The sequence below is a fragment of the Citrobacter sp. BIDMC107 genome (assembly GCF_001037575.1).
Lineage (GTDB): Bacteria > Pseudomonadota > Gammaproteobacteria > Enterobacterales > Enterobacteriaceae > Citrobacter > Citrobacter freundii.
The window spans coordinates 2579458-2606382 of record NZ_KQ089848.1 but is presented as its reverse complement, the minus strand read 5'-3'; the positions used below and the strand labels follow the sequence as shown (position 1 = coordinate 2606382).

Below are 26925 nucleotides of genomic sequence, written 5' to 3'. Positions count from 1 at the left end.
CGGCCTCCGGTTATTCCAGGGTGAAGGTGATCTCTTCGTCTTTCAGTTTTTGATCGCTGAGTTCATCAAACTCTTCGTCACGCTCGGTCACCGGTTTCTTCCACAGCGACAACATGACACCGCAAATCACCGTGCCGATCCCCAGCGCCAGGCAAAACAGCAGTGGATGCGTAAAGAGCGGAACCACAAACATGCCGCCGTGCGGTACCGGGCTTTCGACACCCCACACCATAATCAGGCCGCCCGCAATCGCCGAGGCCACCACGCAGGAGCCCACCACGCGCAACAGGTCACGCGCTGCAATCGGAATGACCCCTTCGGTAATCATGCAGATCCCCATCGGGAATGCCGCTTTCAGCGCCTCGCGCTCCGCACGGGTGTATTTGTGACGCGTCAGTAGGAAAGAGAGCGTAATGCCGAACGGAGGGATCATCGAACCAACAAACTTCACCGCTTCCGGACCGTACACACCGCTGACCAGCATGCCGTCAGCAAACAGCGACATGGTTTTATTCACCGGTCCGCCGAAGTCGAATGTCGCCATCGCACCGAGGATAGCGCCCATCAGAAAGCGGGATCCGCCCTGCATGGACTCCAGCAGATGAATCAACGCGTCCTGCAGCCAGGCTATCGGCTTGCCAATCAGCGTCATCATCAACAGGCCGCCAATGACGGTACTCAGTACCGGCAACACCATGATGGGCATCAGCCCCTGCATCGACTGTGGCAAACGGATATAGCGCTTAAGTAGCAGTACGGTATAACCGACCAGGAACCCGCCCAGCATCCCGCCGATAAAACCGGTATGAATTTCGCCGCAAACAAAGCCGACAATCAGGCCCGGCGCAAATCCGGGACGATCGGCAATGGAGTACGCAATCGCCGCACTGATCAGCGGTACGATTAACCCCATCCCCCAGCCGCCAATCTGGTTGAGCATCCAGGGTATGGTTCCTGTTTTTTCACCTACGTTAGTGCCGCCAAGTATTTGCCCAAGAGCAATACAGATCCCGGCGGCGACAATTAACGGGATCATCCACGAAATCCCCGTTAATAAATGTCTTTTTATTTCCTGAGATAGCGGAATTTTATTTTCACTCATGTGAAATCCCTCCAGAATGAGGATCGCTACTGGTTATTATTAACTAATGATTTTTCGACCTTTTCAAGAAACTGAATGGGCGATTTTATGACGATTTCGGTTTTCACTCGCACGATGCGTTTATTTGAAAATCGTTCCTCCCCTTTTATTTTGACATCGACAGCAAGAATTACGACATCAGCTGCAGAAATATCCTCTGTCAGCAGTTCGTTCTCCGTGCCGATAGTTCCCTGGGTTTCAACTCTTATATTATGACCAAGCGCTTTAGCACCTTTAATTAGCTTCTCACGGGCAATATAGGTGTGCGCAATACCCGCCGTACAGGCGGCAACACAAACAATATTCATAACATGCTCCACTTTTTATTTAGCAGACATTGGATTCAGCATATTGGCTAAAAAGCTCAATAATTTTCTGTGGACTGCTTTCGACTAACAGTTGTTCAATAATGTCGTCATCCGCCAACGCGCCGGCAACCTGCGAAAGCAGACGAATATGTGTAGTGTTTTGATCTTCAAGACGTACGGCAAACAGAATGATGCAGCGCACGTTGCTGCCATCCAGGGTTTCCCAGGGAATATCCTGGCGGGTACGCCCAATTGCCAGCGTGGTATTGACCACCGCCGAGGATTTCCCGTGCGGGATCGCAATATGATTTTCGAAGCCGGTCGAGCCTTCTGATTCACGCTGCCAGACATCCTGAATAAACGTTTCCCGACAGCTAATTGCCCCATCTTTCTGCAGAATATCCGTCAGTTCCTCAATAGCCTCCGTTTTGTTTGTGGCCTTCATGTCCAAAATAACGCGATTTGTATTGAGTATTTTCGTGATGTCCATCAATCATACCTCATGGAGTTCAGACATTAATTTTCGACGACCAGCGACGTCGCCCGATGTAATTTTTCCGTAATAACCGTTTCTGTTACCCGCTTAATATCTGCATCATTGAAAAAGGCGGTGACATACACGACCGGCATAGCAACAGCAGGTAAATTTATCGTCGATACCACCAGTTCAATATCGTCAGTCAGTACGGAGGGCAGGCTGCCTGCCGATACCACGCCGACGATAGTCCAGTCCGGAAAGGCGCGCAGAATACGGCTTTTGAGTAAGTGAGAGGTGCCAATACCGGTTGAGCAGACCAGCAGCACGCGCTTACGCGCTATCTGCCGCTCCATTGCGGCTTGAAAATGCACGGTTAAATATCCCACCTCATCTTCCGACACGGCCCGCTCGCCCCAGCCGCTAAACACCCGATTCACCGCGCACTGGGTCAGACACCACACGTCCTGCAACTCGCCTTTAATATCCTCCAGCAGCGGATTACGAATGCGGATCTGGTAGTTCAGGCGGTTAATCAGCGGCTTAATGTGGATCAGCAATCCATCATAAAGCGCCGTGTCCTGGCTAAGATCGCTGTCGACCATCTCGGCAAAGGAGGCAATCAACCGATGGGTAATCAAACGCGCTTCGTCGCTGGAGTGCATATGGCCAATCACGCTCACGTCGTTATGCTCTTCAATTACCACGCCGGAAGAGATAATGTATTGATAAATAAACCAGACTTCGTCTTCCGGTAGCGGGTGGGCAATGCGTTTTTCAATATGTTGAATCATCCGGCTGGCAATGGAAAAAATATTCTCGTCACATGAGGTGATATTTTCATCTTTTCTCGGCAGCGCATTGCCCCGCGTGATGCGGTACATCATGATCAAAATATGGGTAAAGATATTGACGTAATAAGGCTCGCCCAAAGACCAGCACAGGTCGCTCTCCATTTCCTGCAATAACGTCTGGACAAATAAAACGTCTTCTTCGCCAAAGTAATGCACTAAGGCTTTATAACTGCCCGGGTCAAGGCGTGAATAAACCACGTTACCAGGTTCATTATGGTTAATCACGCCGTTAATCAGCGACGCCATCGCCTGGCGTACACCGCTCTCGCTGCCTTCGATATGCGTGCCGCTCTGACTGCGAATCAACGACAGGCCCAGTGGGGTAATCCAGGATTCAATTACTTTCAGATCATTAACAATCGATGCGCTACTAATGAAATAACGTTCGGATAATTTACTGATCGACGTTTCATGCGGCGTTTCGCTTAATAACTGTGAGGCTATCTTGACTCGCCGTGAATTATTCATCATGCCGTCAGTATCATCACCTTCCGATCCTAATAACTGATCCATATATAAAAGGTCGGTAATATTATCGGAACTTAATATCACCCCAGCACCAGCACGTTTATCGATGGTTATTTTCCATTCTGATAACCATGGTTCCAGTAAGCGCAGATCGCGCTGCACAGTTTTCTCTGAAACAGATAAATACTCGGCAATTTTCAGCAGCGTTACATATTCCTTCTTAGACAGAAGAAACTTTAATAATCTGTTTTGTCGCGAGGTAATCATTTGCATTATTTACCCTTATCACACACCAGATTAAATAGCTAAAGAAGCGCTTATGCTCCACGTGTAATCCGTGATGATAAATATAAGAGGACTACGATGCGTCAACAATACTAAATCGTGTCCAGTAATCCGGACAGAAATAAGACAAAAAGAGGAAATAGTGAGATATTTACGGCGCAGATCACATTTTTCGCGGGAATCAGAGTGATACCGCTCGCAAATATGCAGAGATAAAAATTTAATTCAGGATGTTTTGGATTTTCAGATCTGGAATGCTGCTCGCAGCGTGGGCCGGATAAAACGCATCCGGCACCACGTCGACACATACTTACAAGGTAATCGTCAGCTCACTGCCCTGTGGAGTAATAACTACACCCAGCTCGCTGCCCATATGCGACCCGCATTTAATGCCGCCAATTTCCTGAATATTTCGCAGGCACAGCGTCCAGTTACGTGCCTCACCCTTCCCTTTCACAGTGATGGTATTACCTACACGCGTCGCCTTCAGCGTGAAGATAACCGAGCCGTCCATCGCAGGCACTTCACACACCGCTTCCCGGCCCTCCTGCAGATGGAACAGCTGGAACGCGGTTCCTTCATGCCAGGCGTAGTCCGGCTTCTGGTTATTGCTGCCCAGCGCCAGCAGAGTGTTCTCGCGCACGTAGACTGGCAGACTCAGGAAGCCATGCTGCTGTTTATGCCAGCGACTGCCAGACACCTCGTCGTTACGCCACAGATGCGTCCAGCGTCCTTCCGGCAGGTAAAACTGCACATCGCCCGCCTCGCTAAACACCGGCGCAACCATCACGCTATCGCCCAACATGTACTGGCGGTCGAGATAATCACATGCCGGATCGTCCGGGAACTCCAGCATCATTGCGCGCATCATCGGCGTTCCTAGCTCATTGGCGCGCGCCGCTTCACGATACAGATACGGCATCATGCGGCATTTCTGCTCGGTGAAGTAGCGCACCACATCGCAGGATTCGTCATCGTACGCCCACGGTACACGGTAGGATTTGCTACCGTGCAGACGGCTGTGGCTGGAGAGCAGCCCGAACGCACACCAGCGCTTGTAGACGTGCGCCGGGGCAGTATTCTCAAAGCCGCCAATATCGTGACTCCAGAAGCCAAAGCCGGACAGACCAATGGACAACCCGCCGCGCAGGCTTTCGGCCATCGATTCATAGTTGGCATAGCAATCGCCGCCCCAATGCACCGGAAACTGCTGCGCGCCGACCGAAGCTGAACGGGCAAACAGCACCGCCTCTTCTTCACCGACAGTATCTTTCAGCACGTTCCACACCAGTTCGTTGTAGATGTACGCATAATGGTTATGCATTTTCTGCGGATCGGCACCGTCAAACCACTGAACGTCAGTAGGAATGCGTTCGCCAAAGTCGGTTTTGAAGCAGTCAACGCCAATATCCATCAGACCTTTCAGCTTATTGGCATACCACTCACAGGCTTGCGGATTAGTGAAGTCGTAAATCGCCAGGCCCGGCTGCCATTTATCCCATTGCCACAGGGAACCGTCCGGCCGCTTGAGCAGATAGCCTTTCTCTTTCAGCTCTTTGAATATTGGCGATTTCTGGCCAATATACGGGTTAATCCACACGCAGACCTTCAGCCCTTTTTCTTTCAGGCGGCGGATCATGCCTTCCGGATCCGGGAAGGTCAGCGGATCCCACTCAAAGTCGCACCACTGGAAGGCTTTCATCCAGAAGCAGTCAAAGTGAAAAACGTGTAGCGGCAGATTGCGCTCGGCCATGCCGTCGATAAAGCTGTTGACCGTCGCTTCGTCATAATTGGTGGTGAACGACGTGGTCAGCCACAGGCCGAACGACCAGGCGGGCGGCAGCGCGGGACGGCCAGTGAACTGGGTATAACGGTTCAACACGTCCTTCGGCGTTGGGCCGTCGATGACGAAATATTCCAGATACTCGCTTTCCACGCTGAACTGCACTTTCGACACCTTTTCAGAGCCGATTTCAAATGACACGCACTGCGGATGATTCACCAGCACACCGTAACCGCGGTTGGTGATATAGAACGGGATGTTCTTGTAAGATTGCTCGGTGCTGGTGCCGCCGTCACGGTTCCAGGTTTCTACCGTTTGCCCGTTACGCACCAGCGCGGTAAAGCGCTCGCCCAGGCCGTATACCGTTTCCCCGACGCCGAGATCCAGGCGCTCAAACATAAAGTTTTTCCCGCTGTTGGTATCCTGCACGTAGCCGTTGTTTTTCAGCTGGCTGCCGGTAATACGTTCGCCGTTACGCAGGAAATCCAGCGACCAGAATTCCCCTTTGGTTACGCGCACGCTCAGGTTACCGCTCTTCAGTTCGGCAATCTCAGCGGTGTTGCGCATCTCGACCTTCACATCCTGCAGCACATTGAGCGGGTAATGCGGACCGGTATCCAGCGCCCCCTGGAAGTGCTCCATACGCACACCGACCACGCCTTCCTGCGGCGAGAAGAAGCGCAGGATAAACAATGGGGTATCCAGTTGCCAGGTACGTTCACGCACATCGCGCGGCGCAACGTAGACAATCATCTCATTGCCCTGCTGTTCAACCTCGAACACCTGAATCGGGTTAATCACGTTCAGACCGGGCTGAATCAGCCAGTTTCCATCGCTAATTTTCATCATCGGTTCCTTAGTTCTGTAATTCTTTCGTCGTGAAATCTTGCTGATTGCGGCGCGCGCCCTGCGCCAGTTGGCTCATGATTTCAGTCAGATACGGGGTTTTCAGGGTGTAGAAGCGTTTGGCGATCACGGCACTCAGCAGGTAGCAAATAGCCGGGACTATGGTGAACAGCGCGATGATGATGCTAATGGTGGCGCCGTTCTGGGTTTTCGCTGCAGCGTCGTAGCCCCCACCTGCCAGCATCCAGCCGATCAGCGCCCCGCCGAGCGCCAGACCCAGCTTGAGGACGAACAACGTGCCCGCAAAGCTGATCCCCGTCAGACGTTTTCCGTTGCACCACTCGCCGTAATCCACGGTGTCGGACATCATTACCCACTGAATTGGCGTCACGAGCTGATGCAGTACGCCAATCACGAAGATGAAGACGAACATGGTAATGTTGGCGTGCATCGGTACGAAGAACATCGCCAGACTGACGGCCGCCAGCGCGGCGTTGGTCCACCAGAAGACGCTGACTTTGCATTTCCAGTCGGTCAGCGGCTTCGCCAGCGCAGAGCCGATAAGATTGCCGACGCAATAGGTGGTGAGGAAGGCGACAAACACTTCTGGCGTGCCCAGAATCCAGATGACGTAATACATCATCGCCCCGCCGCGTACGCAGACAGCAAGGATGTTGAGAATGGTCAGCAGGCCGACGATGCGCCATTGATCGTTCTGCCAGATGTCGCGCAGGTCTTCACGCATTGAGGTGCTGCTCGGCGGCGCTTCCACGCGTTCTTTGGTGGTAAAGAAGCAGAATGCCAGCATCAGGAATGCCACCACCGAGAGCACGGCAATCCCACCCTGGAAACCCAGCGCCTTATCTTCACCGCCAAGCAGATTCACCAGCGGCATCATCAGCACGGTGGAGAGCATGCCGCCCGCCGTCGCCAGCACAAAGCGCCATGACTGCAGGGAGATGCGCTGCGTGGGGTCATTGGTGATCACGCCGCCCAGCGCACAATAGGGAATATTCACCACGGTATAAAGCAGGGTCAGCAGCGTGTAGGTGATTGCGGCATAAATCATTTTGCCATGCAGGCTGAGATCCGGTGTGCTGTAGGCGAGCACACAGACCAGACCAAACGGCAGTGCGCCAAACAGTACCCACGGGCGAAATTTCCCCCAGCGTGAGCGGGTGCGGTCAGCGAGCAGTCCCATGCAAGGGTCTGAGATAGCATCCAGCGCGCGGGCCAGCAGGAACATGGTGCCGACAAATCCGGCCGGAATACCAAAAATATCGGTATAGAAGAACATCATATATAACATGACGTTATCGAAGATAATGTGGCTCGCCGCATCGCCCATACCGTAGCCAATCTTCTCTTTAACGGACAAAATCTCACTTTTCATTACGCATCCTTGTTAGCACTTTCACACGCACTGATACCGGTTACAGTTCTTGTAAACCATCCCTGTGAGCGCGGGTATTCCGATATCTCGTTATCAAATTACGATTCTTGTTTTCTGTGATCAGAGTTGCGTCGAAAAATGTGATGAAATGTAACTACCGGATTTATTGAGGATTTATATGAAACCGATCATGGCAAGACAAAAGGGAAGTTAAAAAAGTGAGTGAGGGGGTGTGGAAACCCCAGGAAGTAGCTATAATGCGCCCCGCCTCCATGTAGCAATCGAGGCGCGGAAGATCGTCATCTCCGGTGAGGTGGCTGGACTTCAAATCCAGTTGGGGGCGCCAGCGTTCCCGGGCAGGTTCGACTCCTGTGATCTTCCGCCAATTTGCCTATCCTGAATTCCCCCACTGTGTCGCCAAAGTTCCTCCGCAGTCATCCGTAACCGTCCGACAAGTTATCTCTGAATCCATGAAAAATATGTATAGTGATGTGTATAAATTTTATATACACATGCCACTAACTGACATACAAATTAAACGGGCAAAGCCCCAAGGCAAGCCCTACACATTGAACGATCGACAAGGCCTTTTATTACTCATCAATCCAGACGGCTCAAAGGGCTGGCGCTTCCGCTTTCGTTTTACCGGTAAAGCACGGCTAATGTCATTTGGCAGCTACGACCTTGTGGGCCTCGCAGAAGCACGTGAGAAACGCGATACAGCTCGTAAGCAGGTAGCAAACGGCATAGACCCAGTGGAAGAACGTAAAGCCCAAAAGCTGGCACAGCATCTCTCAACAGAAAACTCATTCGAAGCGATATGTCGGGAGTGGCATTCAAATAAAGCCGATCGCTGGACAGTGGCTTACCGCGAAGAAATTATTAAAACATTTGAACAAGATATTTTCCCATACATTGGTAAGCGCCCTATAAGTGAGATCAAACCGTTGGAATTGCTCGAGGTGCTACGTCGTATCGAAAAGCGTGGAGCCTTAGAGAAAACGAGGAAAGTGCGTCAACGCTGTGGCGAGGTTTTCCGCTACGCCATAATCACCGGTAGAGCTGAATACAACCCCGCACCTGATTTAGCTATTGCGCTGGCCGTTCCAAAGCAAAAAAATCACCCATTTTTATCCGCAGAAGAAATGCCGCATTTTATACGCGACCTTGAAGCGTATACCGGTAGCATTATTACGAAGAATGCGACGAAGATAATCATACTTACAGGTGTGCGAACCCAAGAGATACGCTTTGCTACGTGGGACGAAGTAGATCTCGAAAAAGGGTTATGGGAAATACCGGCAGAACGGATGAAAATGCGTAGGCCTCACGTCGTTCCTTTATCCACTCAGGTGATTGACCTCTTTAAGCAGCTCAAACCTATTACTGGCCATTATCCCTACATTTTTATTGGCAGGAACAACCACAGTAAACCAATCTGCAAGGAAAGTGTGGCACATGTGATTGAGTTACTTGGCTACAGAGGTCGTGCTACAGGTCACGGTTTCAGACATACAATGTCGACAATCCTACATGAGCAGGGATTTGATAGTGCATGGATTGAAATGCAGTTGGCGCATGTTGATAAGAATAGTATTCGCGGAACTTATAATCATGCTCATTACTTTGAAAAAAGACGGGTCATGCTTCAATGGTACAGCGACAACATTATGAATAAAAAACAAAAACCAAGATGTCTATCGTATTAGTTTAGATTTAAGTTGTATAATTTTATGGCAAAGAGCTACACCTAAGTCTAATCTGACAGGTAGGTCTGCTCCAACATCGGTCAATTTTTTCACAAGGGTCTTTTATTCTACACCCTGAATCCATTTATGATGTATAACGATAGTATTTAAGTAAAAACATTAATACTGAAATATGATATCAACCCACCCCACTTTTGTTAATTATAATTACCTTATCACTCTTTAGTACTGCTCAGCATATCTTACACTATCAAAAGATATATTATTCTAATTTATTGATCATTTTTGAACTAGTTCCGAAAATACACTCCCAATTCACTATCGTCATTTATACTATTCCGCATTAGATAACATGCCACTGCATGACTTATTGGTAATCCTGTATGAAGTTCAATCCAAAGGAATTGCCCTTCTGGATTCACCTCAAAAAACCAATAATCAACTCCGTCAAATCTCATATCTATAGCTGCGTAAACTAACCCTAATGCATCAATTAGCTTAAATAATTTTGATTGGAGTATAGCAGGAATAGACACGGGCGTGATGGGAACCATGTCTGCTCGGCTATCAACAGGGTGGTAGCCAGCCTTGTAATCTATTTTTGCGCATAACATTACATTTCCTACGATAGTAATTCTCAAATCATACTCACCATGAATATGTTTCTGCAAAATAGGTGGGCAATTGCTCATTTTCTCCGACATATACCGCTCATCATCCACTAGGGGGCGCGTTTCGAAAGCTCCGAACCCTATGCCAGAAAAGGGTTTATAGATGAGGTCTGCATTATGTTCATCAATGAATTTATCGATTGCAGTAACGGATGTCGACACCATCGTTGCAGGTATATTTAGACCTACAAGAGAGGCTATTTGTAATTGATGTAATTTGAAACGTGCGAGAGCCGATTGCGCAAATGGATTCATTATAAGTATCTGACTTGATGCAAGACATCCTAGATAAAACTGCTTTAACTCTTCGCTAACTAATTTACGTACTGTAGGGTGCCGAACGTCACTACCTGGCTGTGGGATTGTGGGTCTTCGCCACCATAGCCCTGACAATCTATCAAGATCAAGATCATATTCTTGTATTCTTAATTTCCTCTGTACTGTGTTCGAATGTACCTCATATATAAGTGAGAAGTCATCCTCCTGCTGCGGATCAAATACTACTACGCTCCCTCCCAGTTTATCTATTTCGTATTTAACAACAGCAGCATGTTCGTCTTCATGAAATGATAGGATAAGGACGGTATTTTCTTCCATTTTAATTTTATCCTGTACCTAATTGTTATCATAAACATCAGGAGTGCTGTCATCATTATAATATCCGTCATTATCTATGCTATCTACACGCGTACTACCATTGTTTGGATCTGTGGTGTAACGGGTAGTATCTCTCCGAGATTGTGAAGCGGTGTAACGTGTAGAACTTTGATGTGAAGTTGAAGGGGTAACATTTAAGACATTATCAGGGTCATTGTCATACCCATCAGGATCGTAGCCATCGTTAACATAACCATCGTTATTAAAACCATCGACACTAGTGCTACCATCATTAGGGTTCGTTGTATACCGTGTCGTATCTCGTCGTGTCTGCTTCGAAGTATAACGGGTAGTAGCCCTCTCTGGTGAAGCTCCAAGCGGTTGGACACCACGCTGGCGTAGCCACTCATCATGTTCCGCTGGGTATGGATCCCTTGTGAATGGCTGTGTCATTGAAGGGCGAGAAATCACAAACGGCCATTCGGAAAGCAAATCTTTTGCATGCATCATCTTAATTTGATGCACCACAGTATCTTCAGAAAGCGTCAAGCTAGCAGGAAAACCTTCGTTAAATGGATTTGCTATACCATTCAAAGTATCCGATATGTCGATGACATCTTTCAAAGCTACGGAAAATCGTTCATTGAGATGTCCAAAAACCAAGCGCTCATCACCTTTTGCAATGATAATTACTTCAAGCTGGACAGAGGCGCCCAGCGTATTTTCACCCGACATCAGGAATCGTTCATTTAAAAAATCTGGCTCAACTGGCATTTCTTCGTCCTCATAGCTGTCAACTTCGATAGTCTAACTTTCAATAAAACAGAATAAATTTTTGGTTATGCATGCCCTACTTTAAAACCATTCACTGAAATTTCAACACAAACACCAAAAATATAAGGTCTAACCTCAACATTAACAGGAAATGAAATAACATCACATTTATCGCCACCTATATTTAACTTTGCTTCTTCAAGAAGGTTTTTAATTAAATTCTCGAATTGAACTGGATTACCAGATGCGTTCAGCCAACTAACATCACTGATGTGATCATCTAAATACTTGGCATTTAATATAAATTTTTTAGGCATAATAAACTCCATGCAAGTATCGGCTTATAGCGCAAGATTGCGCCCCCATCGTGAGTGTTTACAAAGAACCTTACATGTAAAGAATAATTCATTGTTTAAAATGTGCAAATGAATGCGATAAATTATTTGACTTTAAACTTAAATTCGTCCGCACAGGTGCTAAATGACAATCTATTTACTCATGGTTTAAACAGTGAATTCATGAGTAGTTTATTGAATTACATAGAGAATTACCTTTGACCGCCGAAGTCAACAACTATACATTAAGAAAAAGGTATTATTGACTTTTCCATCTATTATGTAATAGCAGTTATTGTGCAGCTCATATCCTTGAACATGATACCTTCAACCCTTCCCGGCCAATTTTAGCCGTATTAACGTTAGAATCTCTTATTGCTACCCGTGGTCGCTATCAATATGTCAACTTTGTGCGTAGTTTTTTGTGAAAACAAATTATATTATTGGGTTATATGCAGCTATGAAAAATACAGCGGGAGTTGGCTGATTTGTAGGCTACAATCGCCTTAAAAACAACCTGACGGCAGCCAGTTTAAGCATACTCAAATAGTTTCTCGCCGTCTTTTCTGAGCGTGTAGCGATACGGCGATTTTCTTTTAATACCGCGAAACAACGTTCCACTACATTGCGTTTTTTGTACAACTGACTGTTAAGTTTTCGGCGTTTGTCCCGGCTGGCTTTTTCATTCGATTTGAAAGGAATGACTGCTGTTATCCCTTTGATTTTCAAATCATGCCGAAGGTTATGGCCTGAATAACCTTTATCTGCCAGTACCGCTTTTGGCCGGGATTTCAGGCACCCACTTTTTCGGATAACGCCAACCCGGTTGAGCAGGGCTTTTGCATACTGACTCTCGTGAGCTTGTCCACCGCTCAGGCAAAAACTTAACGGCAATCCCGTTCCATCTGTCGCCAGATGGATTTTGGTGCCAAAGCCGCCCCGAGAGCGACCCAGCCCAAGATCGTCGAGTTCATCGGGATGTTTTTTTTCGCTCCGGCAGCCGCTTTCAGGGCGCGAATGTTACTGCCATCAAGGGCAATGACGTCCCAGTCCACTAACTCTTTTTCATCCAGAATCTGGAGTGATTTATTGAAAATATTGTTCATCACCCCAGCCTTAGACCATCGATTAAATCGATTGTAAGTGGTTTTCCAGTGCCCATAGCGTTCGGGCAAATCTCGCTAGGGGGCTCCTGAACACAACACCCAAAATATGCCATTCATTACTTGCCTGTGCCAGATAAGGGCGACCACCTCTGGATGTACCTTGTTCAGGTGGCAGCATGGGGAGAATCAGCGTCCAGGCATCATCAGGGAAATCGTAACGGGCCAAATTAAGAAGCTTCCGGTGGTTAGGACATACATTAGATTGTACAAAAAACAGTTACGGGACACAGCCTAGCGTAAAAGTGATGAACGGCTGTATCGTGCTGATGGTCTATGGCGAGCAGGAGCAACGGCTGCAGGATGAGCTGCAAGAGGCAAATCAGAAGTTAAAAAGAATTGAGAGCACGCTGGCGACTCTCCAGTGAAGTGCGGCTGAACATGCAAGCAGTACTTACAGGTTCACTTGGTGCCGGATGGCGCTTGCGCTTATCCGGCCTACTCTCCTGGAAAATGAAGCCAAAGTGTAACGGGAACCCAAACAAATGAATCACCACGAAAAACCAGACACCATCTTTTCGATTGACGACGATGAAAAAGTCGAAGAAATAAAAATTCAGTTACTGAAAGCCAAGATTCAATGTGCACAATTTGATATTCATTCTGATAATATTGTTAACGGCGATAATTTCTTTGATGAATTAATGGAGCCTAATAAATGAAAAAAGCATTATAAACTTACGGGCAATAATCAATAATTATGATATTTGAAGCATTAACTCATTATCCATGAATCAGAAAGGCATCAGAAATCATTCAATCTCTATACTAAAAACCATAATAAAAATACTATCCTGATGGCCTATGCCAAACGATAAACATGACAGCACAATAAACACCATATTATAATCCCGCTAAAAATACACAGGCATCATTTTTCTTTAATCAGGAAGGGACAGCCTCGTTTCTAATAAATTAGATTATTGGGTTACATATGAAAAACGTATTCATGGCAATGGTTATCGCTCTCGTCACTATCACCGCATCATCCACTGTTTTCGCATGCCCGAAAGGAGAACACCCGCATGGCGGTACTGGCTCACACCATAAGGGTGGCTGGTGCTCGTATGATCAGTAAAATTGCCATTCCTGTCTTGTTATTGCTCTGTTTTTCAACGCCTGTACTGGCAAAATCGACATTGAATATCGACGGCAACTCGCTTTATCACGGCTATCAGTTGTATGAGAAAGGTTTTGATTATTTGAATGTTCGGGATGAACAGACAGCAGTGATGTATATGTCTTTTGTTGCCGGTGTAGCGGGGACACTATCAAAAGAAAATATCATCTGTAATGAAAGCATAACCATTGGACAGGAAGCTGATATTGTTGGTAATTACCTCCAGACCCATCCTAAAGAACGAACAAAATACAGTCCTTCTGAATTGGCCATGATTGCTTTGGGCAAAGAACTTGCTTGTAACAAAAATAGTAATAGCTAGCGCTGTACGCAGCTTATTTACCGGATGGCGCTAACGCTTATCCGACCTACCGCCTCCCCAAAAAATAAAGCCGCTGACCTATTAATCAGCGGCTTTTCTGTTACTTACAATCCCGTCAGAAATTATATTTCACGCCCAGCATACCGCGGGTATCGCTGTAGCCTTTGTCGCCGATCTGTTGAGCCACGTTGCTCCACACATTGAGACGCGGGGTGATTTGACCTTCAACGCCGACTTTCAGCTCGCCAATGTTCTTCGTGCCACGCATGTCATTGCTCACATCGTCCATCTTCACGCTGGCGGTCTGGGTGTTGTGGATCCAGTTGGCTTCAACAAACGGCTGGAACTCGCGTGATTTACCGTCGTCGATGGCGTTGTGACCGTTGATAAAGGCTTTCACACCCAGACGGGTCATCAGGTTGCCATCGGTGTTATCTTTCACGCGGGTACCGTTCGCTTCGCGGTGGCTGTCGGCCTGCACGTCCATCCATACCACCTGCGCTTTTGGTTGCAGCCAGTAGCTGTTGCGCTCGTTCTCACCCAGTTTGAAGCTATAACCCGCTTCGACCGAAGCAGTAATCCCGCTGGATTTATATTTCTCCGTCGCCTGCTCCTGGCCCATCACTTTGTTATCAAACCAGTTGTACAGCATCCAGGTGTCTACGTAAGTGCCGGTCTTGTCTGCGTCATTGGCATACCAGGTGCCGTACAGCCCCACGCTGTAACCGGTAACCTGACCACGTGAATGGTAGCCGGTCAGGCTGGACTGCGTGTGGTTCTGGCTGTTGGCGTAACCTGCCATTGCGCCGATGTGCCAACGGTCGAGGCCGTCGCTACTCCACTGCGCCAGATCACCGCCCAGCTGCAACACATAGCTGTTGCTTTGGGTTTTCAACTGCCCGCTACCGTCTTTAAAGCGGGTATGCGCCCCGACGTTACGCATCCACATACTGGTGACTTTTTTCTCGCCCGTCAGCATGTCGATGTACTGCGTTTCGCCCAGACGATCGTGCAGTCGGGTCATAAACAGCGTGTTAGCGGCGTAGTTGTTCGCCAGATAACTGCCTGCTTCCGGGCGGTATTGCTGCTCGGTGACCGGAGGTGCGACAGGTATTTCCGGCTCAGGGATTATCGGATCGACCGGGTCTGGATCGACAGGACCTGGGTCAACAGGGTCAACCGGATCCGGGTCAACGGGGTCTGGGTCGATGGGATCTACCGGGTCCGGTTCTTCCGGATCCGGCGGAGCAGGAATAAAGCTGGTCAGATACCAGTTGCTGCCCTTTTGCACCACGTTATAGTCGTACGCACCAGCAACAATACGGCCTGCTTTCTCAAAAGTACCGTCAGAATTACCGGCTACTTCGATGATCTCAATACCTTCAACGGTCTGCGCCCCGGTTCCGCCAATGTTGTTCACCGCCACAAACGCATTACCCGCGGTGTTGCCGAGCACTTTCAGCTTGTCGGTTTCGGAGGTGTCGTCATTCAGGACGGTATTGAAAACCAGTTTGCCGCCGTTGCCGGTGAAATCTTCATTAATGGTAAGCGTCTGCCACGGTTCGCCGTCAGTATGCCCAAAATTCACCACTGACCCGCCGTTCAGCGTCAGGTCGGTGAGCGTTGAGCTGTTGGTCATGTTCCAGGTCGCATCGCTCATTTGCAGCGAGATAACCCCCGTTCCGGCCGTGACGCTGGTGATGTATGACGCCCCACTCCACAACGAGTTGTCGGTCATATTGAGCGTAATGGTACTGTTTTGCTGCGGCAGGCTGCTGCTCGCGGCAGTCGCGCCGGCGGCGTGAAGATCGCCGTCGATAAGGAAGCGCCCACCTGCGGAGCCATCTACGGAGCCGCCCGTTTCGGTGCTGATGGCATAACTTTCATTGCTGTGATTGCCCGCCATGGTAATGGCGGCGCCGCCTGCCAGGTTTATCGCACCGCGTGAAGTCGCATACAGACCGCGTGGCGCTTTGCTGTAAGACGCCGCTTTCGCCGAATTGTTTACGTTGATCGTCGCGTTTTCGCCGAGATTCACGGTTGCATTGGTGGAATAAACCGCATGGGCGCTTGCACCGCTCACCGAAATGGTGGCGTTATTGCCCAGTTCCGTTTTGGAAGATGAGGCGGCATAGATCCCTGTCGAGGAAGCACCCGACGTCTCGATAGTGGCATCATCACCAAGGCGGATCGAGGAACCACTCTGCCCGGTGCGAAGACCTTCTGAACTGTCACCTATCGTCACAATGTGTGCCCGGTCGCCGACGACAATCGTATTTTTAGCCTGCGTGGCGTCTTTCATTGCGTTTGCAGTGATACCACGCCCCTGATAACCGGTGGTTTGAATATACAGATCGTCGCCGACATATATGTTGGCTGAACCTTTCCAACCCTGGCTATAGGAGTTGTAACCGGCGTTAATACCGTCACCATCCTGACCGTCCACATAAATGCTGGTGCGATCTCCGGTGATGATAAAGACCGGGTTATCCGGCGTATTAGCCCCGTGCGTGCGAATACCGTCAACATCTTTACCATTGTTGGCAGCATTCTTCGACTGTGTGCGGATCGTCAGGTCATCACCGAAAATAACGCCTGGGCTACCCGTCGCGCTATTCTGAATAACGGTAATGGAGTGCTCGAAGGCTTCTGCTCCTGGCCCATTGAGCGTTAACCCATTGCCAAAAACAGGAATGGTGCCAGCACTCCATTGATAAACATAATTCGGCGTAGCGCTGGTTTTAGCGAAACTTGCATTCGCCTGTGCAGGAAATAAAGCCTGCAACTCCGGAGGCAGACTACTAACCAGACCGCTGGAAGGAAGACTATCAACATCAATCCAGGCTGCATGGGCCGAAAATACCATAGAAGTTAATGCGGCTGAAACCGCGATGGCAATACGAGAGTAAGATTTGGGATTTGGCATATTAGCCTCCTGCTATTAGGCGTAGAGCGTCCACCACATCGCAAGGATGTGAAATAATAAAAATCAGAAATGCGTTATAAAATATTCGATAGTATTTTATGAATACTATGGCCCAACTTATCTTCAAGCCGGAGCTTATAGACATATATTTTCTTAATATCAATATTATCTATTTGGGTAATTTGCTGAATACTTTTTCCTGAGACAAATCGCTTCAGTAATATCATTTCTGTATAGTTGAGTGTGCGCCCACGTTTACTGTTAGCGAGATGACCGGTAAATAATCGTCTCATTTTCTGATGCTGTACGTCATCATCATCATCAGAATATATAATCCCTTGTATTTTATTGCTTTTCGACAGCCAGTAGTTGGCTAACGGCGCCAGGTTCCGGTCCGCTATCAAAACAATATGCATGCCGCTATAAGCCAGACGATCAACCCATTGCGGGTCGGCAAACAGGCGCAGGTTCGGGAAAGAGAAGTCCACAAAAATAAACCCGCGCGACAAATGATTTTGATTATTAAGCAGAAGTTTTTCAATAATTCCTTTTTGCAGAAAGCCATTTCCCTCAGGCCAGATAGCAAAAGCGGCACGGTGACAGTAACTGGCGCGAACCGCAGCATCCGGAAATAATTGACAGGATAATTCACAGCTTATGCAACGAACACTCTGTGATGGTGATCTCTTCATCAAAAATGACTCCTGTTATTTTTCCATAAATATTTCATTGGTAAATAAATGTGTCAATCCGACACGTACGACATTCCTTGTCAGCTAATAACAGTGGCGCTAATAAAATGTAATAAACTCCTGATGCGCTAATAAGTATGGACTGTGATTAATACGATTGCGCTAAGCTTTTTTGTGCCTTATCTCAGAATAACAGTCTGGGTATTAGGAATTTTATGCATAAATTAAAACCATAGGATAAATCCCAAAAAAAGCACTATTTGCTAAAAAAACAACCGATGTAAACAATGCTCATTAATTACACAATACTGATAACTCAATCACCCTTGAAGTGCTGTGGATAAATATAATGATAATTCAGATAAACCTGTAATGAATTCTCATTATTTAACATTAGTTAATTTTACCTAAGAACTTGATCAGCTAACACGTTGTATGTAAAGAACATTTAAATCTTAAGTGAAATTCTTATCTGCGATCACGTACAAAGAGTGAGGCATATTATCAATTTGGATGTAAAATTTAAGGTAAGTGTTGGCACATGCGGTGATACGTTTAGGTTACTGAGGGCTGGGCAATTGTACCTTATCAATCAGTTGGTCGAATTTAATCCTGATAACAAAAGCCTGGTCAATCGACAGACAGGGCGAGCAATTCAACTACAGATACCAGCCTCGCTCTGTTTTCTCTATTTAATTACTCACGCAAGTGACATTGTTTCTCAGAACACGTTGATTAAAGTGGGCTGGGGTGAGAGAAATAATGTGACCACCACCAACACATTTTACCAGGCTATTCTGACGCTACGTAATGCTCTGGCGGATGTGGGTCTGCCGAGAGATACGGTAAAAACAATTTCCCGGCGCGGGCTTGCATTAAATGAAAATACGCAGGTTGAGGCGATAACACATCCTCAAAGTGAAGTTTACCAGCCACCGGTTATAGAGGATTACGCGCCCCCAAAGATAATTGCTCCCGCGCCTCAACAAACGACGCGGGGACCCTGGTGGTACATTATATTTAGCACGGGCATCGTTATTGCCACCCTGATTATCTGGCTGGTGTGGTATCAGACGCGTCCTGTTATGCCGTTTAGTAAATTCGTGTCTGTTTCTATGCAAGTTCCCTCTCGGCAAAACTGTAAAATTTATTACTCGCCAAATGAGCACGACCAGGAGAATTATTTCAATCTGATGCAACTGCATCCCTATCTCTGCGAAAACAACAAGCACGTCTTCCTTTCCGGCTACCGCAAAGCGGAGAGGATCGTGGCGTTTGTCTGTGATAAAGATGCGCGGATAGATGCTAACGCGTTTTGTACTACCCACTATTACTGGATGCGCGGGTAATGAAAAAAATACATCACCTTATTCTGCTGGTAATCGGTCTGGCGACGTTGCTCGGTTCAGGCGGGTGGCTATGGTATTCACGCTTTGCCGAAAAGCCGCTGAGTTGCATCGGCAACGTGGAATGGAATATTGGCAGCAATCGCTTTGCCGGTACGTTAGCGTTTCGGATGTACGATAATGCAGGTTTGGCCACCATTACCGGAAAACTGTACGGACGTAATACCTCAGACATCAGCAGGAACATTTATTTCAACTACACCAGACAGCACGAAGCCCGGGTGCTACAGGCGATGCAGGTGGTCAAAACCTTCGCAGACAGCGCCGATGAAACGGATATTAACAATACCTTACCCGGTTTTTACCGCCAAAGCGGACGAACCCTCAGTCTGGTCATGGAAGAGTATAAGGGCACATGGATCTTTGCCAGCTCCAATGTACCCTCGCTGTATTGCCGCAAGAGGTAACGTCATATCCGGAAACAAAAATCGCGCCCCTTCAATGGAATTCATATTTGTCATCATCGACTTACGCGACATGGGTCACTGAATCCTCTAATAACCCATTGCTATTCTTCATCCCGAATCAGGAAACATCCTGAATATCACGATATCCATTGCGTAATAATTAAGCGAAATGGGCGTTTTATTTTGTCCAGAAGACTTCAATCTACGGATGGATATTTGGAGAAGGCGTGGGCAGGGGCGTTTATCTCTCTCGCGAGCAATGTCTGAAGGTTCAGGCGTTATCGCATTTCAGGAAACGGTATGTTTCCGGTGTATTTTTGGCGTACATATGAGGGATACGTAATGTTTACTTTTAAAAAGTGCCTGATTGCACTTTCTATAAATTTGGCCGTTGTTTCATCAGGTTTTGCTTGTACGACCCTGCTGGTCGGTAACGAAGCATCAGCGGACGGCTCGATGCTGGTTGCCCGTAGCGCTGACAGCGATGCCCTGAAAGCGCAACATTTTGTCATTCACCCGGCAAAACAGAATCAGACCGGGGTATACAGCACCAAAGCACATAACGGTGCGAATGACTTTACCTGGCCGCTACCCAAAAACTCGCTGCGTTATACCACTGTTCCAAACTGGAAAACCCAACTGCACGGCGCGACCGGATTTAACGAGCTGGGCGTTGGCGTGAGCGGCACAGAATCTATTTTTGCCTCACCAAAAGCGCTGGCCGCCGACCCGTACGTTGAGGATAAAGGGATCACCGAAGACGATATTCCGGATATTCTGCTGTCGCAGAGTAAAACCGCGCGTGAAGCCGTGGCGCTACTGGGCCATATCGTTGAGACCGTCGGCGCAGGCGAAGGCTTTGGCGTTGCCGTCGTCGACGATAACGAGATCTGGTATCTGGAAACCGGCAGCGGCCATCAGTGGATGGCGCAGCGTCTGCCAAATAACCAGTATTTTGCCACCGGTAACCAGGGCCGCTTACAGGATTACGATCCGAAAAACCCGGACATGATGGCGTCAAAAAACCTGATTCAATTTGCGACCGAAAAGGGTCTGTACGAACCGGCAAAAGATGGCAAATTCAACTTCTCCAAAGCCTATACCCGTGATGATGAGCGTGACCGCACGTATAACGACCCTCGCGTTTGGACCATCCAGAAAGAGTTCAATCCTTCCGTAAACCAGGATATGGCCAAAGGGCGCGAATTCCCGGTCTTCATGACGCCAGAGAAGAAAATGACACTGGACGATGTGAAGGCCGTACTGCGTAACCATTATGAAGGCACCAGCCATGACCCCTACACCAACGGTCTGAACGGCAAAGAACCATGGCGTCCGGTCAGCGTCTTCCGCACCTATGAAGCGCATGTTATGCAGGTCCGTCCGTGGTTGCCAAAAGAGATCGGTGAAACGACCTACATTGGTTTGGGCATGGCCGACCTCACCGCCTTTGTTCCGTACTACAGCGGCCTGAAAGCGTATCCGGCTAACTATACGATGGGTACCGATAAAGCGGACGATCAGTCTATCTACTGGAAATATCGTAAATTACAAACGCTGACGATGACCGATTATCCGAAGCTCGCGCCAATCGTCAAAAAAGCCTACAAAGCGTGGGAAGACAAAGTGGCCAAGGAGCAAAAAGAGGTTGAAGCAGAGTATCTGAAGATGGCGAAAACTGATAAACCAGCCGCCGATAAGATGCTGAATGACTTCAACCTGCGCATCATGGCCGACGCCGAGAAGCTGACGGAAGATCTGACTAATCAGCTATTTACCATCCGCACCAAAGACATTCAGTCTGATATCTTCTTTGCAAACGCTGCGAAAAAAGACTGAGTAACGACGCGATAGTATTCTGGCGTAAAGCGCTTATTAGCTTTGCGCCAGCATTTCACACCGCGCCTTCACTGCGTCGTGCAGCAGACGGACTGCTCTTGAAAGCTGCTTCCGATGGGGGCAAATCATATTCAGCGGGACTTTCTCCCCCTGATAATCCGGCATCAGCAGTTGTAATCGACCGTCACGCACATCTTCGCTGACATCCAGCCACGACTTGTACGCCACACCTTCCCCGGCAATTGCCAGCCGTCGGATCACTTCCGCATCGTCGCTCATAATGGTGCCGTTAACCTGCACACTACTGACCTCGCCGTTGCGCGTAAACGTCCAGCGATCGTGCAGACGGCCGCGTAATACGAAGGTCATGGCGTTGAGCTGTGTTAAATCATCCGGGGTTTGCGGCGCGCCGTTTTGTGCAATCCATTGCGGTGATGCCACCAGCACACGTCGGTTACTCGGTGCAACGGGCAGCGCAATGTAAGACGCATCTTCGGTATTGCCATAGCGAAACGCAACATCGACGGGGTCTTTAAAGACATCCGTCACCTGATCAGAGAAAAAAATCCGCAGGCGCAGCGCGGGATAGCGGCGTCGAAACGACTGAAAGACCGGCAGCAGCAGGTTACGGCCAAGATCGGAAGGCACGGCGATTTGCAGCGTGCCAGAAACTTCATCTTCTGGGGTCTGAATTTTTTGCAGCCCGGCATGCATCACGTCCAGCATCTGGCGGGCATAGGGTAGCCAGACCTCGCCCTCCGGCGTCAGGCGTAGGCTGCGCGTGGAGCGGGCGAACAAGCGGATAGCCAACGTAGACTCCAGTCGCTTGATAGCTGAACTGACCTGAGCAGGCTGAACGCCGACTTCGCGCGCAGCATCGCTAAAACTATTCAGCGCCGCGGCGCGGACAAACAACGTGAGATCTTCAAGCCGGAACATTTTCACTCCCCGAGTATAAGTCCTGTCGCCGTAGGGCTATTTTTCCCGTTCTGCTACCGGTTTACCATCGAATTATTCAACTGATTCCTGTGACCGGAGAGACCATGAAAGCCATCGCTATTACCCGCGCCGCGACCGACGGCAATAACATTGAATTTTTACAAGAGATTGACCTGCCCATGCCAGTCGCTACCGGGCACGATCTGCTGGTTGAAGTGAAAGCCATTTCCGTCAATCCCGTTGATACCAAGGTTCGCGAAGGTTTTAACGCCGATGTGCCGCGCGTTCTGGGCTGGGACGCCGTTGGCGTGGTGAAGTCCGTGGGTGAAGCCGTCACCCTGTTCACACCTGGCGATGAAGTCTGGTACGCCGGAGCGCTGGGCCGCGCTGGCAGTAACAGTGAATTTCAGCTGGTTGATGAACGTATTACCGCGCTGAAGCCAAAAACACTGGATAATGCTTCTGCTGCGGCGCTGCCGCTGACCGCCATCACCGCCTGGGAAATGCTGTTCGACCGTCTGGGCGTTGAGGAAAATAGCAATGAAGATGATGTGTTATTGATCGTTGGCGCGGCTGGCGGCGTCGGTTCTATTCTGACGCAACTGGCCAGTAAGCTGACCAAAATGACCGTCATCGGTACGGCATCACGTCCGCAGAGCCAGAAATGGGTTCGTGAAGCGGGCGCTCATCATGTGATTGACCACAGCAAGCCGTTGACAGAAGAGCTGGCACGGATAGGCATTAAAGAGGTGACGCACGTTGCCAGCCTGAACAATACCGAGCAGCACTATTCGCAAATTATTGCCGCCCTGGCACCGCAGGGCAAACTGGCGTTGATTGACGATCCGCACACTCTCGATGCGCGTCCGCTGAAGGCCAAAAGCATTTCGCTGCACTGGGAGTTTATGTTTACCCGTTCGATGTTTACCACCCACGACATCATTGCGCAGCATCAGTTACTGACCCGCGTGGCACAGCTGATCGACAGCAACACCCTCCGCACCACGCTGGGCGAACATTTTGGCGCGATCACCGCGGCAAATCTGCAAAAAGCCCACGCGCAAATTGAAACCGGTCGTTCGGTCGGCAAGATTGTGCTGGAGGGGTTTTAACATGTCAGATTCAGAAGTGATTTCAATTATTGCGGTACTGAAAGCCAAACCAGGGAAAATCGATGCACTGAAACAGGCACTGCAGGCTCTGTTACTGCCTACTCGCCGGGAGCCGGGCAATATTGAATATGCCCTGTTCCAGTTACGCGACACGCCGGATGTGTTTTACGTGCGCGAATCCTGGCGCGGACAGGCCGGTCTGGACGAGCATATCGCTCTGCCACATTTCCAGACGTTCATTCTACAAATGAACGATCTGCTAGCCGAACCGCTACGGCTGGATTATCTGACGCCGATTGCGCCATAAAATAACTGCCGAAGCCCCCTGCCGCGCGGGGGGCTACACCAGTCATGTCTCACTCGCTTCGCTATCTCTGCTATGATGCCTGCACACAAATAAAACAAAACAACATGCCGAGGGAAAGATGAGTTCCACCAGAAGAGGGATGATGAACGTCCTGATTGCCGCCGTATTGTGGGGAAGTTCAGGCGTTTGCGCGCAGTACATCATGGAGCAAAGTCAGATGTCGTCGCAGTTTCTGACCATGACACGTCTGATTTTCGCCGGGCTGATTCTGCTGATGCTCTCTTTCGTTCACGGCGACAAAGTGTTCTCCATTATCAAAAACCGCAAAGACGCCATCAGCCTGCTGATTTTTTCCGTAGTTGGAGCGCTCACCGTACAGCTCACCTTTCTGCTGACCATTGAAAAATCCAACGCCGCCACCGCGACGGTGCTGCAATTTTTGTCACCGACCATTATCGTGGCGTGGTTTTCCGTGGTGCGCAAAGCACGACCGGGGATTTTAGTGCTGACCGCAATCTTCACCTCGCTCATCGGCACCTTCTTACTGGTCACCCACGGTAACCCAACGTCGCTGTCTATCTCACCTGCCGCGCTGTTCTGGGGAATTGCCTCGGCGTTTGCCGCCGCGTTCTACACCACCTACCCCTCAACGCTTATCGCGCGCTACGGCACGCTGCCGGTCGTCGGCTGGAGTATGTTAATCGGCGGCATGATCCTGCTGCCGTTTTATGCCGGACAGGGCACTAATTTCGTGGTGAATGGCAGTTTGATTCTGGCGTTTTTCTATCTGGTGGTCATCGGCACGTCGCTGACGTTTAGCCTGTACCTGAAAGGCGCGCAGATGATTGGCGGACCGAAAGCGAGCATTTTAAGCTGCGCAGAACCGTTGAGCAGCGCGTTGCTGTCACTACTGTTGTTAGGTATTACGTTTACCCTGCCAGACTGGCTGGGCACGCTTTTAATCCTCTCATCGGTAGTACTGATCTCAATGGACTCACGTCGCCGCGCCAGAGCGGTTTAACCCCAACCGGCGCGACAACGGGTCACGATTACCAACCCGGAACCGCGCCGCCGTTAAAGATAGTTTCTGCCGCCTTTGCCACTTCCGGTGACTGATAAGATTGCAGGAATTCTTTCACATTCTCGGCATCTTTGTTGTCTTCTCGCGCCACCAGGATGTTCACGTACGGTGAGTTTTTGTCTTCGATAAATACGCTGTCATGTACCGGGGAAAGACCGGTTTGCTGGATGTAGGTGGTACTGATAATCGCTACATCCACTTTCTGATCGTCCAATACGCGCGGCAACTGCGCGCCTTCCAGTTCCATAATTTTCAGATGCCGCGGATTATCAGTGATATCCAACGCTGTTGGCAGCAGGCCGGTATCCGCTTTCAGCGTAATTAACTTCTCTTTTTGCAGCAGCAACAGCGCCCGCCCGAGGTTGGTTGGATCGTTAGGTATCGCAATCGTTGAACCGTCTTTAAGTTCAGCGACGGTTTTGATTTTCTTCGAATACCCTGCCATCGGGAACACAAAGGTATTGCCCACCGCAACCAGCTTATAGTCGTGTGCTTTATTATCTTGTTCGAGGAACGGACGATGCTGGAAGACGTTGGCATCCAGCTCACCATGATTAGTGGCATCGTTGGGCAGCAGAGAACCGCTAAAACCCACCAGCTCCACCTCAAGGCCATATTTTTCTTTAGCGACTTTCTTCGCGACCTCCGCCACATCCTGCTCGGCACCGTTAATCACACCCACTTTGATATGCTTTGCATCACTGCTCTGTTGATCGCATCCTGCCAGCAATAACCCCGCCAGTAATACCGCCGCCCCGGCCCCAAAAAAAGGTATCTTCAGCTTCACGTTCTATCCTTTTGCAATAACCGCCTGATGAGTAATGAAATGACTATAGCGGCAAGGTCGCTGCGGTTTAAAAAACGAAAAAGCATCAGCAAGAAGAAAAAAGCATAACGGGAAAAAGATACATTAGTCGGAAGATGCCGTTAGTTCATCACTTGAAAGCCCGGTGATAATTAGCACCAGTTCACGATCGATCCCCTTCTCCAGCATGGCATGGGCTATCCGCAACGCTTCGTCTTGTTTGCCTTCAATCTTGCCCTTTTGTAATCCCTCTTGTAAGCCACTGTAATGACCCGTTCTTCGCCCTGATTCACGTAAACATTCTGCAATCGTCATTAATCTCTCCTTGTGTTGGGGAACGCGTAAAGCCACCTCGCGAATAAACGCCTCGAAACGCGGTGCGCTGCCAGACTGCATCAGATAATTAAATAGAGTTTCTACCTGGCTGTCATTAGCGTATCCCTTAACCAGCAGAGCAACCAGGTTATCCACCAGCACCATCAGGTCACGTTCACGTATATGCTTCTGGACAAGCTCAAGTAGCGCCATCCGCCGATGCTGCATAATCTCATCATCAGACACCACCGTGATGTCTACCAGCGGGAAGGCAGAGTCATAAAGCTGCCGCGCAGTTTGTGGATCGTCAAATTCATCCAGCCAACACAGCGAGTATGGATACGGGCTGTCAACGCCATGATAAAAAAGTATCGGCACCACCAGCGGCAGCGTTTTGTGTCCTGCATCAAGATGCTTCTGCATCGTAGCAATGGCATAACGCATCATCCTGAATGCCATATGAGCATCTGGCGAGCTTTGGTGTTCAATCAACGCGTAGATATAGCCTTTACCGGTTCTAGTTTTTAGCGACCACAGAACATCGGAATAACTGGCACGCAGATCCTCCTCAATAAAACTCCCGGGTTCCAGTTTCAGTGTATCCAGATCGCAAAGCTCATGTAATGACGCAGGAAGATAGGTATCAAGAAAATCCCGCACCGTATCTGGATGGCCTAAGAATTTTTTAAACACCGCATCATGCGGTGTAGATGTTGTTGGTTTTTGCATGGCGGTCCGTCACCGGAAGAACAAGATGACGGGACATTACTCGCCAGTGGCACAGACGACATCAGGGAAATTATCTCTCTGCGAGGCGCTTTCGAGGATAAATACATGCTGGTGCAATATATT

23 protein-coding genes, 1 tRNA gene and 2 pseudogenes are annotated in these 26925 nt (G+C 48.9%); 11 read left to right on the top strand and 15 right to left on the bottom strand.

All coding sequences use genetic code 11. The annotated features are described in order from the left end of the window. Positions 1–10 precede the first annotated feature (10 nt). The 6 genes from SK39_RS12100 to SK39_RS12075 form a co-directional block, all read right to left on the bottom strand. Positions 11–1102, bottom strand: a complete 1092-nt coding sequence (locus SK39_RS12100) for a PTS fructose transporter subunit IIC (RefSeq protein ID WP_003837581.1) — start codon at positions 1100–1102, stop codon at positions 11–13. 26 nt (positions 1103–1128) lie between these two features. After that, positions 1129–1449, bottom strand: a complete 321-nt coding sequence (locus tag SK39_RS12095; RefSeq protein ID WP_003844521.1) for a PTS fructose transporter subunit IIB — start codon at positions 1447–1449, stop codon at positions 1129–1131. Between the two features lie 19 nt (positions 1450–1468). Next, the gene (locus tag SK39_RS12090) at positions 1469–1939 is read right to left on the bottom strand and encodes a PTS sugar transporter subunit IIA (protein WP_003024008.1); all 471 of its coding nucleotides are present in this window, start codon (positions 1937–1939) and stop codon (positions 1469–1471) included. A 26-nt stretch (positions 1940–1965) separates the two neighbouring features. Further along, on the bottom strand, positions 1966–3519 hold the full coding sequence (locus SK39_RS12085) for a BglG family transcription antiterminator (protein WP_048217047.1): 1554 nt from the start codon (positions 3517–3519) through the stop codon (positions 1966–1968). 322 nt (positions 3520–3841) lie between these two features. After that, the gene (gene yicI, locus SK39_RS12080; protein WP_048217046.1) at positions 3842–6160 is read right to left on the bottom strand and encodes an alpha-xylosidase; all 2319 of its coding nucleotides are present in this window, start codon (positions 6158–6160) and stop codon (positions 3842–3844) included. Between the two features lie 10 nt (positions 6161–6170). After that, a complete protein-coding gene (locus SK39_RS12075; protein WP_032937155.1) occupies positions 6171–7553 on the bottom strand; it encodes a glycoside-pentoside-hexuronide family transporter in 1383 nt (460 codons plus the stop codon). 290 nt (positions 7554–7843) lie between these two features. On the opposite strand from SK39_RS12075, the gene SK39_RS12070 reads away from it, so the two are divergent. Together SK39_RS12070 and SK39_RS12065 are read left to right on the top strand one after the other, a co-directional pair. After that, positions 7844–7938, top strand: a tRNA-Sec gene (locus SK39_RS12070). A gap of 127 nt (positions 7939–8065) precedes the next feature. After that, positions 8066–9262, top strand: a complete 1197-nt coding sequence (locus tag SK39_RS12065; protein WP_048217414.1) for a tyrosine-type recombinase/integrase — start codon at positions 8066–8068, stop codon at positions 9260–9262. 290 nt (positions 9263–9552) lie between these two features. On the opposite strand, the gene SK39_RS12060 is transcribed toward SK39_RS12065, so the two are convergent. The 4 genes and pseudogenes from SK39_RS12060 to SK39_RS26840 form a co-directional block, all read right to left on the bottom strand. Further along, the gene (locus SK39_RS12060; protein WP_044714194.1) at positions 9553–10530 is read right to left on the bottom strand and encodes an MvdC/MvdD family ATP grasp protein; all 978 of its coding nucleotides are present in this window, start codon (positions 10528–10530) and stop codon (positions 9553–9555) included. A gap of 18 nt (positions 10531–10548) precedes the next feature. Next, complete coding sequence (locus tag SK39_RS27115) at positions 10549–11304, bottom strand: hypothetical protein (RefSeq protein ID WP_129622603.1); 756 nt, start codon at positions 11302–11304, stop codon at positions 10549–10551. 65 nt (positions 11305–11369) lie between these two features. Further along, the gene (locus SK39_RS12045) at positions 11370–11621 is read right to left on the bottom strand and encodes a hypothetical protein (protein ID WP_048217045.1); all 252 of its coding nucleotides are present in this window, start codon (positions 11619–11621) and stop codon (positions 11370–11372) included. A gap of 513 nt (positions 11622–12134) precedes the next feature. Then, positions 12135–12971, bottom strand: a pseudogene (locus SK39_RS26840) (IS5 family transposase). A gap of 55 nt (positions 12972–13026) precedes the next feature. Here SK39_RS26840 and SK39_RS27855 point away from each other — a divergent pair. The 3 genes and pseudogenes from SK39_RS27855 to SK39_RS12025 form a co-directional block, all read left to right on the top strand. After that, positions 13027–13170, top strand: a pseudogene (locus SK39_RS27855) (SymE family type I addiction module toxin); the annotation flags it as partial. Between the two features lie 117 nt (positions 13171–13287). Continuing rightward, positions 13288–13464: a hypothetical protein gene (locus tag SK39_RS12030; protein WP_016151199.1), complete on the top strand. Its 177-nt coding sequence runs from the start codon at positions 13288–13290 to the stop codon at positions 13462–13464. Positions 13465–13827: 363 nt separating this feature from the next. After that, positions 13828–14244: a Rap1a/Tai family immunity protein gene (locus SK39_RS12025; protein WP_231593816.1), complete on the top strand. Its 417-nt coding sequence runs from the start codon at positions 13828–13830 to the stop codon at positions 14242–14244. Positions 14245–14359: 115 nt separating this feature from the next. Here SK39_RS12025 and misL read toward each other — a convergent pair whose 3' ends face one another. Beyond that, positions 14360–17170: an intestinal colonization autotransporter adhesin MisL gene (misL, locus tag SK39_RS12020; protein WP_048217044.1), complete on the bottom strand. Its 2811-nt coding sequence runs from the start codon at positions 17168–17170 to the stop codon at positions 14360–14362. Positions 17171–17244: 74 nt separating this feature from the next. After that, positions 17245–17862, bottom strand: coding sequence for a helix-turn-helix transcriptional regulator (locus SK39_RS12015; RefSeq protein ID WP_003023988.1), 618 nt, complete (start codon positions 17860–17862; stop codon positions 17245–17247). Between the two features lie 578 nt (positions 17863–18440). Here SK39_RS12015 and SK39_RS12010 point away from each other — a divergent pair. From SK39_RS12010 to SK39_RS12000, 3 genes are all read left to right on the top strand, one after another. Continuing rightward, positions 18441–19211: a winged helix-turn-helix domain-containing protein gene (locus tag SK39_RS12010; protein ID WP_016151203.1), complete on the top strand. Its 771-nt coding sequence runs from the start codon at positions 18441–18443 to the stop codon at positions 19209–19211. Next, positions 19211–19675, top strand: coding sequence for a hypothetical protein (locus tag SK39_RS12005; protein ID WP_003840687.1), 465 nt, complete (start codon positions 19211–19213; stop codon positions 19673–19675). Before SK39_RS12010 ends, SK39_RS12005 begins: the two co-directional genes overlap by 1 nt. 342 nt (positions 19676–20017) lie before the next feature. Then, entirely contained in the window at positions 20018–21514 is a 1497-nt protein-coding gene (locus tag SK39_RS12000) for a C69 family dipeptidase (RefSeq protein WP_005121531.1), read from the top strand. 36 nt (positions 21515–21550) lie between these two features. Here SK39_RS12000 and SK39_RS11995 read toward each other — a convergent pair whose 3' ends face one another. After that, complete coding sequence (locus SK39_RS11995) at positions 21551–22453, bottom strand: LysR family transcriptional regulator (RefSeq protein WP_048217043.1); 903 nt, start codon at positions 22451–22453, stop codon at positions 21551–21553. A gap of 104 nt (positions 22454–22557) precedes the next feature. On the opposite strand from SK39_RS11995, the gene SK39_RS11990 reads away from it, so the two are divergent. From SK39_RS11990 to SK39_RS11980, 3 genes are all read left to right on the top strand, one after another. Continuing rightward, complete coding sequence (locus SK39_RS11990; RefSeq protein ID WP_032937145.1) at positions 22558–23565, top strand: zinc-binding alcohol dehydrogenase family protein; 1008 nt, start codon at positions 22558–22560, stop codon at positions 23563–23565. 1 nt (position 23566) lies between these two features. Then, positions 23567–23872 carry a putative quinol monooxygenase gene (locus tag SK39_RS11985; RefSeq protein ID WP_048217042.1) on the top strand — a complete coding sequence of 102 codons (306 nt, stop codon included), beginning with the start codon at positions 23567–23569 and terminating at the stop codon, positions 23870–23872. A gap of 118 nt (positions 23873–23990) precedes the next feature. Then, entirely contained in the window at positions 23991–24893 is a 903-nt protein-coding gene (locus SK39_RS11980; protein ID WP_003023973.1) for a carboxylate/amino acid/amine transporter, read from the top strand. 28 nt (positions 24894–24921) lie between these two features. Here the strand turns inward: SK39_RS11980 and nlpA are convergent, their stop codons facing one another. After that, the gene (gene nlpA, locus SK39_RS11975; RefSeq protein WP_048217041.1) at positions 24922–25740 is read right to left on the bottom strand and encodes a lipoprotein NlpA; all 819 of its coding nucleotides are present in this window, start codon (positions 25738–25740) and stop codon (positions 24922–24924) included. 123 nt (positions 25741–25863) lie between these two features. Beyond that, on the bottom strand, positions 25864–26802 hold the full coding sequence (locus SK39_RS11970) for an Rpn family recombination-promoting nuclease/putative transposase (protein ID WP_032937143.1): 939 nt from the start codon (positions 26800–26802) through the stop codon (positions 25864–25866). Positions 26803–26925: the final 123 nt, after the last annotated feature.

Excerpts from the sequence above, each read along its gene's own strand:
- SK39_RS12100 (WP_003837581.1), bottom strand. The coding sequence starts at position 1,102 with ATGAGTGAAAATAAAATTCCGCTATCTCAGGAAATAAAAAGACATTTA.
- SK39_RS11985 (WP_048217042.1), top strand. The coding sequence starts at position 23,567 with ATGTCAGATTCAGAAGTGATTTCAATTATTGCGGTACTGAAAGCCAAA.
- SK39_RS11970 (WP_032937143.1), bottom strand. The coding sequence starts at position 26,802 with ATGCAAAAACCAACAACATCTACACCGCATGATGCGGTGTTTAAAAAA.
- SK39_RS11980 (WP_003023973.1), top strand. The coding sequence starts at position 23,991 with ATGAGTTCCACCAGAAGAGGGATGATGAACGTCCTGATTGCCGCCGTA.
- SK39_RS27115 (WP_129622603.1), bottom strand. The coding sequence starts at position 11,304 with ATGCCAGTTGAGCCAGATTTTTTAAATGAACGATTCCTGATGTCGGGT.
- SK39_RS12000 (WP_005121531.1), top strand. The coding sequence starts at position 20,018 with ATGTTTACTTTTAAAAAGTGCCTGATTGCACTTTCTATAAATTTGGCC.
- misL (WP_048217044.1), bottom strand. The coding sequence starts at position 17,170 with ATGCCAAATCCCAAATCTTACTCTCGTATTGCCATCGCGGTTTCAGCC.
- yicI (WP_048217046.1), bottom strand. The coding sequence starts at position 6,160 with ATGAAAATTAGCGATGGAAACTGGCTGATTCAGCCCGGTCTGAACGTG.
- SK39_RS11990 (WP_032937145.1), top strand. The coding sequence starts at position 22,558 with ATGAAAGCCATCGCTATTACCCGCGCCGCGACCGACGGCAATAACATT.
- SK39_RS12005 (WP_003840687.1), top strand. The coding sequence starts at position 19,211 with ATGAAAAAAATACATCACCTTATTCTGCTGGTAATCGGTCTGGCGACG.
- SK39_RS12015 (WP_003023988.1), bottom strand. The coding sequence starts at position 17,862 with ATGAAGAGATCACCATCACAGAGTGTTCGTTGCATAAGCTGTGAATTA.
- SK39_RS11995 (WP_048217043.1), bottom strand. The coding sequence starts at position 22,453 with ATGTTCCGGCTTGAAGATCTCACGTTGTTTGTCCGCGCCGCGGCGCTG.
- SK39_RS12085 (WP_048217047.1), bottom strand. The coding sequence starts at position 3,519 with ATGCAAATGATTACCTCGCGACAAAACAGATTATTAAAGTTTCTTCTG.
- SK39_RS12045 (WP_048217045.1), bottom strand. The coding sequence starts at position 11,621 with ATGCCTAAAAAATTTATATTAAATGCCAAGTATTTAGATGATCACATC.
- SK39_RS12065 (WP_048217414.1), top strand. The coding sequence starts at position 8,066 with ATGCCACTAACTGACATACAAATTAAACGGGCAAAGCCCCAAGGCAAG.
- SK39_RS12095 (WP_003844521.1), bottom strand. The coding sequence starts at position 1,449 with ATGAATATTGTTTGTGTTGCCGCCTGTACGGCGGGTATTGCGCACACC.
- SK39_RS12030 (WP_016151199.1), top strand. The coding sequence starts at position 13,288 with ATGAATCACCACGAAAAACCAGACACCATCTTTTCGATTGACGACGAT.
- SK39_RS12060 (WP_044714194.1), bottom strand. The coding sequence starts at position 10,530 with ATGGAAGAAAATACCGTCCTTATCCTATCATTTCATGAAGACGAACAT.
- SK39_RS12025 (WP_231593816.1), top strand. The coding sequence starts at position 13,828 with ATGGCGGTACTGGCTCACACCATAAGGGTGGCTGGTGCTCGTATGATC.
- SK39_RS12075 (WP_032937155.1), bottom strand. The coding sequence starts at position 7,553 with ATGAAAAGTGAGATTTTGTCCGTTAAAGAGAAGATTGGCTACGGTATG.
- SK39_RS12090 (WP_003024008.1), bottom strand. The coding sequence starts at position 1,939 with ATGGACATCACGAAAATACTCAATACAAATCGCGTTATTTTGGACATG.